The sequence below is a fragment of the Avibacterium gallinarum genome (assembly GCF_002921135.1).
Taxonomy (GTDB): domain Bacteria; phylum Pseudomonadota; class Gammaproteobacteria; order Enterobacterales; family Pasteurellaceae; genus Avibacterium; species Avibacterium gallinarum.
On the sequence record NZ_PQVJ01000011.1, the window covers coordinates 152,836 to 165,406 of the forward strand.

Consider the following 12,571-nt stretch of genomic DNA (forward strand, 5'->3'; position numbering starts at 1 on the left):
AAAAATGTGATCTAAAAATAGATTTCAACTTGAATGCTCCAGAAAGGAAAGATAGCCAAACTCTATAACCATATGAAAAATAATGTTTTTTAATTACTTCAAATGAGAAACAAAAGAATAACTCCATAAAATAAAATTATTTGAATATTTTCTTCAAATATGAGAGAAGGATCACAATTTAAAAGAAAAACCACCGCACTTCAGTTTTTATCTGAAACTAAAGTGCGGTGGTTTTTCACGCGTTTTTTGAGTGTCTATGCGTTTTCTATATTAAATGAAATAACCTCGCTGATATTTTCAGCGCCTAGTGCAATCATAATTAACCGATCCACGCCTAGGGCCACGCCTGCACAATTTGGCACGCCAGCTTGAAGTGCGGCAAGGAATCGTTCGTCAAGCTGACGCGTTGGTAAACCGAGCTTTTCACGCTGGCGATTATCTTGCTCGAAGCGGTGGCGTTGTTCATTTGCATCGGTGAGTTCATTAAAGCCGTTCGCCAACTCAATGCCTTTATAGTAGAACTCAAAACGCTCCGCCACGCGGTGATCTTCCGAGCTAATTTGTGCTAATGCCGCTTGGGTTGCTGGGAAATGATAAATTGCAACAGGGCGTTCCTGCCCGATTTTCGGTTCAACCACGGTGCTAAATAAGAATTGCAGCAAGGTATCTCTATCTTCATTTTCCGCTTGTTCCAGATAATGTTCTTTCGCTTTGGCAATTAATTCTTCGCGAGAAGCAGAAAGCGGATCAAGCCCGACATATTCTTGGAACGCAAATTGATAACTCATACTTTCTGCAGGTTCGCAATCCAGAATTTGTTGTAATAGATCATCAACTTCGTTAATCAGGCGATACATATCAAAATGTGGGCGATACCATTCCAACATTGTGAACTCGGGATTATGTTTTCTGCCCGATTCTTCATTGCGGAACACTTTGCAAAGCTGAAAAATCGCCCCACTGCCAGCGGCAAGTAGGCGTTTCATTGGATATTCTGGGCTAGTAGAAAGCCATAGGGTTTTCGATTGATGTTTAAAAGGGGAAGTAAATTCTGTGCTAAAGGTAGCAAGATGCACATCTGTTACACCAAATTCACTCAAAATTGGAGTTTCTACTTCTAATAAACCGCGATCAGTAAAAAAGCGGCGAATTTCGGCCATAATTTTGGCACGGGCTAATAAATTTTGAATACTGGCCGTTGGTCGCCATTGTTCATTTTCTGTCATAATTTGTCTGAGCCATTTTGTGAAAAAAGTGCGGTTATTTTACCTGAAATATTTCAACAAGATGAGTTATTTTTATGCAATGTATTCATTCTAAAAGAGAAAAATTCTCATTAAGTGGGTGAATTCCATCTAACTTTTTTGAGTTAGATCACACTTTGAAACTTTGCTCTCGTTTTTTGATAAAAAAGTCTGATTTATTTTATAAAAGCGTGGCAAAATAAACTCACCCTAACAAATTTCAAACGATTTGAAATTTTCCTTAGACATTTCATCTACTTTATATTGGAGGAAATCGTGCAAACTGTTAATGTCGATATTGCAATTGTTGGCGCTGGTGGCGGTGGTTTACGAGCGGCAATTGCAGCAGCACAGGCAAATCCAAACCTTAAAATTGCCTTAGTTTCAAAAGTTTACCCTATGCGTAGCCATACTGTGGCTGCAGAAGGAGGCGCCGCTGCAGTAATCAAGGAAGAAGACTCTTATGATAAACATTTCCACGATACCGTAGCTGGGGGCGATTGGTTATGTGAACAAGACGTGGTGGAATACTTTGTAGAACATTCCCCTGTTGAGATGACGCAATTAGAACGCTGGGGCTGCCCTTGGAGCCGTAAACAAGACGGTGATGTGAATGTGCGCCGTTTCGGTGGTATGAAAATTGAACGTACTTGGTTCGCTGCCGATAAAACAGGTTTCCACTTGTTACATACCCTTTTCCAAACTTCAATGCAATTCCCGCAAATTCAACGCTTTGATGAGCATTTCGTGTTAGATATTCTTGTTGATGACGGCCACGCTCGTGGTATGGTGGCAATGAATATGATGGAAGGCACATTGGTGCAAATCAATGCCAATGCGGTGATTATCGCAACCGGTGGTGGTTGTCGTGCATTCCGCTTCAATACAAACGGCGGTATTGTAACAGGTGATGGTTTATCAATGGCGTATCGCCACGGTGTGCCATTGCGTGATATGGAATTCGTTCAATATCACCCAACTGGTTTACCAAATACCGGGATTTTGATGACAGAGGGTTGTCGTGGTGAAGGTGGTATTTTAGTCAATAAAGACGGCTACCGCTATTTACAAGATTATGGTCTAGGCCCTGAAACGCCAATCGGTAAACCTGAAAATAAATATATGGAATTAGGCCCGCGTGATAAAGTGTCGCAAGCATTCTGGCAAGAATGGCGCAAAGGCAACACCTTAAAAACCGCTAAAGGCGTGGACGTGGTTCACCTTGACTTACGTCATTTAGGTGAAAAATATTTGCACGAACGTTTACCATTTATTTGTGAACTGGCTAACGCTTATGAGGGTGTTGATCCTGCCAAAGCACCAATTCCTGTGCGCCCTGTTGTGCATTACACAATGGGTGGTATTGAAGTGGATTTCAACAGCGAAACCCGTATTAAAGGTTTATTTGCTGTAGGTGAATGTGCTTCATCAGGCTTGCACGGTGCGAACCGTTTAGGTTCTAACTCACTTGCTGAGCTTGTGGTGTTGGGCCGTGTTGCGGGGGAATATGCCGCACAGCGTGCCACGGAAGCCAGCCCTGCCAACCAAAGTGCAGTTGATGCACAAGCGAAAGACGTAGTTCAACGTTTGGAAGATCTCTACAATCAAGAAGGTACGGAATCTTGGTCGCAAATTCGTGATGAAATGGGCGATTCAATGGAAGAAGGTTGTGGTATTTATCGTACCCAAGAAAGTATGCAACAAACCGTTGATAAAATTGCTGAACTAAAAGAACGTTATAAACGCATTCGCATTGCTGATCGCTCAAGCGTGTTCAACACCAATGTACTTTATACCGTGGAATTGGGTTACATTTTAGATGTAGCACAATCTATTGCGAATTCAGCCATTGAGCGTAAAGAATCTCGTGGTGCTCACCAACGTTTAGACTACACAGAACGTGATGATGTGAATTACTTAAAACACACTTTGGCTTTCTACAATGAAGATGGTATGCCACGCATTGAATACAGCCCAGTGAAAATCACAAAATCTCAACCTGCAAAACGTGTTTATGGTGCGGAAGCTGAAGCGCAAGAAGCGGCAGTGAAAGCTAAGGAGCAAACAAATGGCTAATCAAGCAATGATGAATATTGAGGTTCTGCGTTATAACCCTGAAGTGGATAAAGAACCTTATTTAAGAACTTACCAAGTGCCTTATGATAGCCAAACCTCATTGTTAGATGCACTTGGTTATATTAAAGATAAACTTGAGCCTGAATTGTCTTACCGCTGGTCTTGTCGTATGGCAATTTGTGGTTCGTGCGGAATGATGGTGAACGATAAGCCTAAACTCGCTTGTAAAACTTTCTTGCGTGATTACAGCGGTCATATGCGTATTGAACCATTGGCTAACTTCCCAATTGAGCGTGATTTAGTGGTGGATCTCAGCCACTTTATCGAAAGTTTAGAAAGCATTAAGCCTTATATTATCGGTAATGAAGCGCCGCCATTAGATGGCAAACCGCACCCATCGGCGGAATTAGCGAAAAGCCGTACTAAGCAAACACCAGCACAATTAGAGAAATATCGTCAATTCTCAATGTGTATTAACTGTGGTTTATGCTATGCCGCTTGCCCACAATTCGGCTTAAATCCAGAATTTGTCGGCCCTGCTGCAATTACATTGGCACATCGCTATAACCTTGATAATCGCGATCATGGTAAAGCTGAACGAATGAAAATTCTTAACGGCGATAACGGGGTGTGGAGCTGTACATTCGTGGGTTACTGTTCTGAAGTGTGTCCAAAACACGTTAATCCAGCCTCCGCAGTGAACCAAGGCAAAATCGAAAGTGCGAAAGACTACGTTTTTGCAATGTTAAAACCGCAAAACTAAAGGAGAAGTAAAATGACAACAGTAACCGCAAGCAAACGCAAAAAATATGTGCGTGAAGTGAAACCAACTTGGTGGAAAAAGTTAGATTTTTACAAATTCTATGTATTGCGTGAAAGCACAGCCGTTCCAACCCTATGGTTTTGTTTAGAGCTATTTTACGGCTTAATTTGCCTAGGCAATGGCACATTCGCCACAAACTTTGTTCATTTCTTGCAAAACCCAATCGTGGTGATTTTAAACATCATCACTCTTGGTGCAGTGCTATTAAATAGCTACACGTTCTTTAATATGGCACCACAAATGGCCAATATTATTGTGAAAAATGAACGCCTAGATGCCAAATTTATCTCTCGTGTATTCTGGGGGATCACCGCTTTCGTTAGCATTATTACCTTAATTCTCGTATAGGAAATAAGAATATGAATAAACAAAATCCAAAACGTTCGAATGAACCTGTTGTATGGTTATTATTTGGTGCGGGCGGTGCAATCAGTGCCGTATTCTTCCCTGTTCTTGTGCTGATTTTAGGCTTTTTACTTCCATTTGGATTGGTTTCACCAGACAATATCATCGCATTTGCAGGCACTTGGATAGGAAAATTAGCACTCCTTGCATTACTAATCTTCCCTGCTTGGTGTGGCATTCATCGTGTTCACCTAGGTTTACATGATTTTAAAGTACATATTCCAGCCGCAGGCGTGATTTTCTACGGACTCGCTACGTTATTTTCAATCTTAACCATTTTTGCCGTATGGCACATTTAAGATAAACGAGAAAATAAAAAACCTTTTCGTAAGAAAAGGTTTTTTTATCTTTCAATCTAAGAATTGTTCAACTTTAAAGCACGGTGCAAAAATCCAAAATTTATTTGGCGAACGTTACTAACCAACAATTATGAATGTGTTTATTACGTTCAAAATCTAATGGCAAGGTTTTGGCGGAAATTTCTACCGCACTTAGGCCGAGGTTGGCGATGCCGTCAAAATCCATTTTGAATTTTTGTTTATTGTTGGAAAACACGATTGTGCCGTTGGGGCGTAAAATGCGTTTTAAGTGGGTGAATAATTGAATGTGATCGCGCTGTACGTCCCAGCTGTTTTCCATTCGTTTAGAATTGGAGAACGTAGGGGGATCAACGAAAATCAAATCAAATTGGCGGTCGCATTTTTCTAGCCATTGTAGGCAATCGCTTTGGATCAATTTGTGCTGTTTGCCTTCAATGTCATTTAAAATTAAATTTTGTTCTGCCCAGTTGAGATAAGTGTTGGACATATCCACGGTGGTGGTGGATTTTGCGCCACCTAGCGCAGCGTGAACGGTGGCAGAGCCAGTGTAAGCAAACAAATTCAGGAAATCTTTGCCTTGCGCCATTTCACCCAGCATTTTGCGGGTTAAGCGGTGATCCAAAAATAGCCCTGTGTCTAAATAATCGGTTAAATTCACCCAAAGTTTCGCACCATATTCTTCCACATAGAAATAATCGCCTTTATTGGCCAATTTTTCATATTGATTTGTGCCTTTTTGTTTTTGGCGAACTTTTAGCACCAATTTATTGGTTTCCACGCCTGTTACGGCAAGGGTGGCGGTTACTGCATCAAGCAAACGCTGACGAGCTTTGTTTTCATCAATATTTTTTGGCGCGGCGTATTCTTGCACCACAATATGATCTAAATAGCGATCCACCGCCACGTTATATTCAGGCAGATCAGCATCATAAAGGCGGTACGCATTAATGCCTTGCTGTTTTGCCCATTTTTCGATTTTCTTGCTATTTTTTTGCAAGCGGTTAGCGAAATCTTGCGCAACGGGCGGATTTTCTGCGGAAGAAATTTGCGAATTTTGCACCGCACTTTCCATTTGTTGCAAAGGCTTTTCTGCAATCTGATAGTTTTTCTGTACGCAATCTAGCGGGCCATTTTTCGCTTTAAATTGACGATGAGAGCGTAAGCGTAAACAATCCAGCAAGGCAGGTTCAGCACTAAAAATAGACGCATTCCAACCACCGAATTGCTGTTTTAAGCGTTGCCCAAACACGGAATACAGGGCAATAAGCGCTGGGGTTGTGCCTAAGCGTTCGCCATAAGGCGGATTACAAATTAGCGTGCCTTTTTCTTCTGTTGGATTTTTCAGCGCCGCCACATCGCCTTGTTTCCACTGGATTAAATGGGCAACACCGGCATTTTTCGCATTGCGTTGCGCTTTTTGTAATACGCGGTGATCTAAATCAAAGCCACAAAAATGGGCTTGAGCCTGCTGTGAACCTTGCTCAGCGAGGGCGAGGGCTTCATCTTTCACTTTTTGCCAAGCCTGTGGATTATGCCCTTTCCAGAAATCAAAGCCCCAATGCAAACGGTGCAACTGCGGTGCAATTTTTGCTTCCATTTGTGCTGCTTCAATCAATAACGTGCCTGAACCGCACATTGGATCAACCAACGACGTGCCTTGTTGCCAGCCAGAACGCAGCACAATGGCCGCCGCCAAGGTTTCACGCAATGGCGCAGCGCCAGTGTCTTCACGATAACCACGCAAATGCAAGGCATCGCCACTTAAATCAAGGGAAAGAATGAAATCATCACGGTTTAAATAGGCGTGAATGCGAATATCAGGATTGTCTTTATCCACACTCGGGCGCGCTTTGCCTTGACGTTCAAAATAATCCACGATGCCATCTTTCACACGCATTGCGCCAAATTGGGTATGACGAATTTCACGGTTTGTGCCGTTAAAATCCACCAAAAATTGGCAGCGTTCGTCAAAAATATCCAGCCAATTTTGCCCGATGACGGTAGAGTAAAGATCCAAATCGCTATAAATTTTGCTTTGCACTAATGGCAATAAAATTCGTGAACTGAGCCTTGACCAAAGCAAACTGCGATACAAAGTTTCATCATCGGCTAAAAAATGCACTCCACCTTGGGAGATTTGGCATTCTTTCGCACCTAATTCAGTAAGTTCTGTTTTTAATAATTCTTCAAAGCCACGGGAAGTGGTGGCAAATAATTTTTTCATTGGCATCTCTTGTGCTTCATCAAAAAGAATGGCGGGATTATAACAGAGCCGTAAAGTGCGGTCGATTTTAATTCGATTTTTAGGCAAAAGAAAGAGCGAACAGTTAATGTTCGCTCTAAACACAAAACACTATTATTTCAAGCAGTTATAATAACTGTCCGCGGTATATTGTAGAAAGTTGGCGTAAGAATCTTTACCTAAGGCAACGGCATCGCCCATTGGGTCTAAACGCCCTACTTTTACGCCAGTAGATTTATGCAAGGTTTCGATCACTTTTGGGGTGAATTGTGGCTCGGCAAATAAGCAACCGACTTTATGCTCTTCGATTTCTTCTTTGATATGTGCCAATTTTTTCGCTCCTGGGGCAACCAATGGGTTGATAGTAAACGCACCCACTTGGTTTAATCCGTAAGCCTCGTTGAAATAGGTATAGGCATCGTGGAATACATAGAAGCCTTTTTTCTGCACTGGAGCGAGCTGTTGCTTGATTTTCTCATTTTGTGCGTTCAAAGAGCGGTTAAATTCGGCTAAGTTTTTTTCAATCAGCGCTTTTTTAGCAGGGAATTGCTGAGTGAGCTTATCCGCCACCGCTTCAGCCACCACTTGGCTAATGCGTGGTGAATACCAAACGTGCCAGTTGGTTTCTAATTCATCGTGGTCGTGAGCGTCATCTGTTCCATGATTGTGCTGATGCTCGTGAGCCTCTGATTTTCCGTGATCGTGATGATGCTCGTGGTCGTGATCGTGATCTTCACCATCGTGGTGGTGATGGTCGTGATCGTGGTGGTGATGTTCGCCTTTGGCTAGCATATCAGGTGTGATGCCTGCCAATTTCGCGATCGTAACCACTTTGCTCGCGTCCACATTTTTTTGTAATGACGAGGCAAGAAACGCGTCCGCGTCTTCACCGACCCATAGCACCAAATCCGCCGATTTCAATTTTTGCACATCGGAAGGTTTCAGATTATAGTCGTGTGGCGAAGCCCCCGCTGGCACAAGCACTTGCGTGTCCGTAACCCCGTCCGCGATGGAGGAGGCAATAAAACCAAGGGGTTTTATGGAGCTAACCACGCTCGCACTTGCCAAAGTAGAAAAAGAAAGCACCGCCGCCGCGACAGCACTGTGCTTAAATAAACGATTTAAGGTTGTCATAAACTCTCCCATTTTTAAGAATGATTCTCAGAAATTGTCGGCTTAGCTTAGATCGTTTTGCAAAAAATTGCTATCTTTTTTTTATTAAAAAATAAGAAGGCTAGGTGGTTGTCATTAATAATTTTTCGATTACACGAGAAACGGCAAAAAAGCCAAAAGTAGCGGTAATCATCGTTGCCGCGCCAAAGCCATTAGCGCAGTTCATTGTGGCGGAAACGGCACAATTTCCTTCTTGCTGTGGGAAAATTAATGGCTGGGTTGAGAACACACAATCCACGCCAAACTTGCGTTTAGGATTTTGGCTAAAATGAAAATCCTTGCGTAAAATTGACCGCACTTTAGCAGCCAAGGGATCTTGAATGGTGCGACTTAAATCCGCAATTTGGATTTGGCTAGGATCAGTCTGTCCACCTGCACCGCCCACGGTGATCACCTTGATTTTATTACGTTTGCAATAGGCGATCAGCGCGGCTTTGGTTTTGACGCTATCAATGGCATCAATCACATAATCATAGCCACGATTGAGGTAATCCGCTAAATTTTCGCTGGAAAGAAAGTCATCAATAATATGCACCTTGCATTCGGGATTGATCAAGGCGACACGTTCTGCCATTACTTCCGTTTTCAGCTTGCCCACATTGCCTGAAATGGCGTGAATTTGGCGATTAATATTAGTAACGCAAATGTCGTCCATATCAATCATTGTGATCTCACCAATGCCAGAACGAGCAAGGGCTTCCACCGCCCAAGATCCCACGCCACCAATGCCGATCACGCAAATGTGCGCTTGGCGTAAACGTTGCAAGGCAGCAGGGCTGTAAAGTCGCCCAATGCCGCCAAAACGCTGTTCGTAATTATCAATGCGATCTGTCATTATTTTAACAACCAAACTCGTCCATAATGTTTTGATAAGCCAGCAATATGCCCCGCTTCATCACCAATTCCACGGTATAAATCAAAATGATGGCCTTTTACTGCGCCGCCCACATCTAAGGCAATCATCAAATGCAATTTGTGTTCGCCAGTCCAGTTACCTTTGCGGTCAATTTGTGGCACTTCCACCAACACCACTGAGCCAGAAGGGATAAGCGAGCGATCGGAAGCAATCGATGCCATTGGCACGAGCGGCACGCCTGCCGAGCCTTTCACTTTGCCCGTTGGATCGTTTTTAAAATACACATAAGATGGATTGCGTTCTAACAGGGCTTGCAAGCGCGATGGGTTCGCCTTTGCCCAATCTTTAATGGCTTGGATAGACATTTTTTCTCTGGCAATTTCGCCATCTTCCACCAATAAACGCCCAACCGCCACATAATCTAAGCCGTTTTGCCCAGCGTAGGCGAAATAGTTCAAGTCGCCGTTACCAAAATCCACATAGCCACTGCCTTGCACGCCGAGTAGGAAATTGTCGATCATTGAATCGCTGTAAGCTAGTTCTAAACCTTTGCCACGCAATGCGCCGGCATAAATTTGCGCACGGCTCACGCGTTTTTGCGATGGGCTTGGCATTGCATAAATGGGTTGATTATATTTGCCTTGTGGCGTACGGCGCGCGTGGATAACTGGAGAATAATAGCCCGTCATCAACACGTTTTGATAGCCATCTTGCCCTTTCATAATCATTGGCTGAATCCCGAAACTGGATAATTCATTGACGTTTGCGCCCGATAAAACCCAGTTAGTGATTTTGCCGTAGCTCACCGCAAATTTATTGGTTAAGCGTGAAGAATATTGACGCACATTAGAAAGCTGAGTCAAAAAATCTCCTTGATTTATTACCGCACTTCGATTTTCTACGCGGGAAACAGGCATTAAGAATTGTTGCTGATAGGTGCGTCCATCATATTTTGCGCCGAAAATTTTGGTATCAGTAGTGGTATTTTTAACGCTCACTTTTTTGGTTGTTTTATGGGTTGAACTAGAGCAAGCAGAAAGCACCGCGATGGCTAAAAGTGCGGTGCAATTTTTGAAAAATTTTGCAGACATCGGCATTTGAAGTTCCTTAATAAAATCATTTGCAATTAAACGGCGTAAAATAACAAAAAACCGCTCAAAGTGATAGCAGTTTTTGCGTTCTTTTATTTTTTAGATCAAGAAAAGTGCGGTGGAAATTTTGTGCATTTTGCCTTGAAACTCAGCAAATTGCCGATTTTTCTATCAGTTAAATCATTTTTTTAGGATTAAGGCTTGCATTAAAAATAAAACGGCGTATAGTACGCCCCCACAGACGCGGGGTGGAGCAGCTTGGTAGCTCGTCGGGCTCATAACCCGAAGGTCGTTGGTTCAAATCCAGCCCCCGCAACCAGATTTCTAACCGCCGATTTTATCGGCGGTTTTTTATTTGTCTTTTTCCTTATTCTTCTGATCAAGATTATTTAGAATATTTTCCATAAAAAAACACCGCACTTTCGTTGCGGTGTTTTAGTAAAAAGAATTAAGCTAAAATCATTACGTTTTCTGCTTTTTTTCCTCTTTTATCATCAATAATATCAAACTCCACGGCTTGACCTTCTTTTAAGGTGCGGAATCCTTTAGATTGAATTGCTGAGAAATGTACAAACACTTCTTCTCCACCTTCTGATTGTAAAAAACCAAACCCTTTTGTTTCGTTAAACCATTTAACGGTTCCATTATTTTTAGACATTGTAAATCCTAAGTTAAATCTAATCTTAGATAACGCAATAATATTATGATGATAAAATAAAAAACTTTAAATATAGCCACAGATTATTGATTGTTATCTCTACTGCTTAAAAAGCAAAGCCATAGTAACAGCATATAGCTAAAATAGCACCTTTTATTTTCAATAAATCCCATTTATTTTTTAATTAGCTAATTTATCAAGTAATTTTTGATGAATACCACCAAAACTGCCATTTGACATCACTAAAATGTGGTCGCTTGGTTTGGCTTCTGCCACAATCATATCCACTAATTTATCTAAATTTGCTGTCCAGCTGGCTGGTTGTACGCATTGGTTTGCAATTTCCACCACGTCCCACGGAATGTTGTCTGGCTGTAATAAAAAGATGTGATCAGCGCGTGCCAGTGCTGGCGCTAGCTCATCTTTATGAACGCCCATTTTCATTGTGTTGGAACGAGGTTCTAACACCGCAAGAATGCGTACACCGCCGCCCACTTTATCGCGAAGTGCGGTTAAAGTTGCGAGAATTTCTGCAGGGTGATGGGCAAAATCATCATACACGCTAATGCCATTCACTTCGCCTTTTAGCTCTAAACGGCGTTTTGCATTAATGAAACTACCTAACGCGGCACAGGCATTTTCAATCGACACGCCTGCGTGATATGCCGCCGCAATAGCCATTAATGCGTTGTGCATATTATGTTGTCCCACAATATTCCATTTCACTTTTGCTACTTTTTCGCCAAAGTGATATACAGAAAACTCAGTACAATCATTGGTGATGCGTTCGGCATACCATTCCTGCCCTTCTCCCAAGAATTGCTGTTCAGACCAACAGCCCATTTCTAAGGTTTCTTTTACACTTTGTTCATTGGCGAAAGATAAAATGCGTCCACTTGCAGGAATAGTGCGGATCATATGATGAAATTGGCGCTGGATTGCTTTGAGATCATCGAAAATATCCGCGTGATCAAAACCAATGTTATTGATAATCAAAGTTTTTGGATTGTAGTGAATAAATTTTGAGCGTTTATCAAAAAATGCGGTGTCATATTCATCGGCTTCAATCACAAAAAATGGGCTTTCACCTAAACGGGCAGATGTACCAAAATTGCCCGCAATGCCACCGATTAAAAAGCCGGGGTTTAGTCCATTTTTCTCTAAAATCCAGCTGAGCATACCTGTTGTGGTGGTTTTCCCATGCGTGCCAGAAACCGCCAGCACCCAACAATCACGCAATAAATTATCGTGCAACCACTGTGGCCCTGAGGTATAAGGTAACCCCTTCTCAAGCACATATTCCACGCAAGGATTGCCACGCTTCATTGCATTACCAATTAACACCAAATCTGGCTCTGGATCAAGCTGAGCTGGATCATAATTCGGGATAATTTCAATTTGGTTTTCCTGTAAAAAAGTACTCATTGGCGGATATACATTAACATCCGATCCCGTTACTTTATATCCCATCTGTTTGGCAATAATCGCCACACCACCCATAAACGTGCCGCAAATTCCAAGAATATGAATATGTTTTTGTGTCATTTTTTTATCTCTTATACAAAAAACGAAAATAAAATGTGCCTGAGATCACAAACTCAGTAGGAGATTATTTCTCTTGTTCAAAGGCTAGCTATAATAAATCAACTCTTTCAAACTGTACAATGTATTCATTCAAAAATA

General features: G+C 42.1%; 11 protein-coding genes and 1 tRNA gene. 5 read left to right on the forward strand and 7 right to left on the reverse strand.

Going from position 1 to position 12,571, the window contains the following annotated elements; genetic code table 11:
- Positions 1 to 254: 254 nt before the first annotated feature.
- Complete coding sequence (gene epmA / locus C3007_RS04210) at positions 255 to 1,226, reverse strand: elongation factor P--(R)-beta-lysine ligase (protein WP_103853248.1); 972 nt, start codon at positions 1,224 to 1,226, stop codon at positions 255 to 257.
- A 294-nt stretch (positions 1,227 to 1,520) separates the two neighbouring features.
- Between epmA and frdA the strand changes: the two genes are divergently transcribed.
- From frdA to frdD, 4 genes are read left to right on the forward strand one after another with little or no spacing between them, the layout of a single operon-like run.
- A complete protein-coding gene (gene frdA, locus C3007_RS04215) occupies positions 1,521 to 3,320 on the forward strand; it encodes a fumarate reductase (quinol) flavoprotein subunit (RefSeq protein ID WP_103853249.1) in 1,800 nt (599 codons plus the stop codon).
- Positions 3,313 to 4,083, forward strand: a complete 771-nt coding sequence (locus tag C3007_RS04220) for a succinate dehydrogenase/fumarate reductase iron-sulfur subunit (protein ID WP_103853250.1) — start codon at positions 3,313 to 3,315, stop codon at positions 4,081 to 4,083. The genes frdA and C3007_RS04220 overlap by 8 nt, the downstream gene beginning before the upstream one ends.
- 12 nt (positions 4,084 to 4,095) lie before the next feature.
- Complete coding sequence (frdC, locus tag C3007_RS04225; RefSeq protein WP_103853251.1) at positions 4,096 to 4,491, forward strand: fumarate reductase subunit FrdC; 396 nt, start codon at positions 4,096 to 4,098, stop codon at positions 4,489 to 4,491.
- A gap of 11 nt (positions 4,492 to 4,502) precedes the next feature.
- The gene (gene frdD / locus C3007_RS04230) at positions 4,503 to 4,847 is read left to right on the forward strand and encodes a fumarate reductase subunit FrdD (protein ID WP_103853252.1); all 345 of its coding nucleotides are present in this window, start codon (positions 4,503 to 4,505) and stop codon (positions 4,845 to 4,847) included.
- Positions 4,848 to 4,947: 100 nt separating this feature from the next.
- Here frdD and rlmKL read toward each other — a convergent pair whose 3' ends face one another.
- The 4 genes from rlmKL to mltA form a co-directional block, all read right to left on the reverse strand.
- Positions 4,948 to 7,092, reverse strand: a complete 2,145-nt coding sequence (gene rlmKL, locus C3007_RS04235) for a bifunctional 23S rRNA (guanine(2069)-N(7))-methyltransferase RlmK/23S rRNA (guanine(2445)-N(2))-methyltransferase RlmL (protein ID WP_103853253.1) — start codon at positions 7,090 to 7,092, stop codon at positions 4,948 to 4,950.
- Between the two features lie 132 nt (positions 7,093 to 7,224).
- Positions 7,225 to 8,244 (reverse strand): zinc ABC transporter substrate-binding protein ZnuA, encoded by a 1,020-nt coding sequence (znuA, locus tag C3007_RS04240; RefSeq protein WP_103853254.1) that lies wholly within the window; start codon positions 8,242 to 8,244, stop codon positions 7,225 to 7,227.
- Between the two features lie 100 nt (positions 8,245 to 8,344).
- On the reverse strand, positions 8,345 to 9,118 hold the full coding sequence (gene tcdA, locus C3007_RS04245) for a tRNA cyclic N6-threonylcarbamoyladenosine(37) synthase TcdA (protein ID WP_165779952.1): 774 nt from the start codon (positions 9,116 to 9,118) through the stop codon (positions 8,345 to 8,347).
- Positions 9,118 to 10,236, reverse strand: a complete 1,119-nt coding sequence (mltA, locus tag C3007_RS04250; RefSeq protein ID WP_103853256.1) for a murein transglycosylase A — start codon at positions 10,234 to 10,236, stop codon at positions 9,118 to 9,120. Before mltA ends, tcdA begins: the two co-directional genes overlap by 1 nt.
- 236 nt (positions 10,237 to 10,472) lie before the next feature.
- On the opposite strand from mltA, the gene C3007_RS04255 reads away from it, so the two are divergent.
- Positions 10,473 to 10,549: transfer RNA gene (locus tag C3007_RS04255), tRNA-Met, on the forward strand.
- A 129-nt stretch (positions 10,550 to 10,678) separates the two neighbouring features.
- Here the strand turns inward: C3007_RS04255 and C3007_RS04260 are convergent.
- Positions 10,679 to 10,888 (reverse strand): cold-shock protein, encoded by a 210-nt coding sequence (locus C3007_RS04260; protein WP_103853257.1) that lies wholly within the window; start codon positions 10,886 to 10,888, stop codon positions 10,679 to 10,681.
- Positions 10,889 to 11,068: 180 nt separating this feature from the next.
- The gene (gene mpl, locus C3007_RS04265) at positions 11,069 to 12,433 is read right to left on the reverse strand and encodes a UDP-N-acetylmuramate:L-alanyl-gamma-D-glutamyl-meso-diaminopimelate ligase (protein ID WP_103853258.1); all 1,365 of its coding nucleotides are present in this window, start codon (positions 12,431 to 12,433) and stop codon (positions 11,069 to 11,071) included.
- Positions 12,434 to 12,571: the final 138 nt, after the last annotated feature.

Coding starts and splice junctions, on each gene's coding strand:
- epmA (WP_103853248.1), bottom strand. CDS start 1,226: ATGACAGAAAATGAACAATGGCGACCAACGGCCAGTATTCAAAATTTA.
- C3007_RS04220 (WP_103853250.1), top strand. CDS start 3,313: ATGGCTAATCAAGCAATGATGAATATTGAGGTTCTGCGTTATAACCCT.
- frdC (WP_103853251.1), top strand. CDS start 4,096: ATGACAACAGTAACCGCAAGCAAACGCAAAAAATATGTGCGTGAAGTG.
- frdD (WP_103853252.1), top strand. CDS start 4,503: ATGAATAAACAAAATCCAAAACGTTCGAATGAACCTGTTGTATGGTTA.
- rlmKL (WP_103853253.1), bottom strand. CDS start 7,092: ATGAAAAAATTATTTGCCACCACTTCCCGTGGCTTTGAAGAATTATTA.
- znuA (WP_103853254.1), bottom strand. CDS start 8,244: ATGACAACCTTAAATCGTTTATTTAAGCACAGTGCTGTCGCGGCGGCG.
- tcdA (WP_165779952.1), bottom strand. CDS start 9,118: ATGACAGATCGCATTGATAATTACGAACAGCGTTTTGGCGGCATTGGG.
- mltA (WP_103853256.1), bottom strand. CDS start 10,236: ATGCCGATGTCTGCAAAATTTTTCAAAAATTGCACCGCACTTTTAGCC.
- C3007_RS04260 (WP_103853257.1), bottom strand. CDS start 10,888: ATGTCTAAAAATAATGGAACCGTTAAATGGTTTAACGAAACAAAAGGG.
- mpl (WP_103853258.1), bottom strand. CDS start 12,433: ATGACACAAAAACATATTCATATTCTTGGAATTTGCGGCACGTTTATG.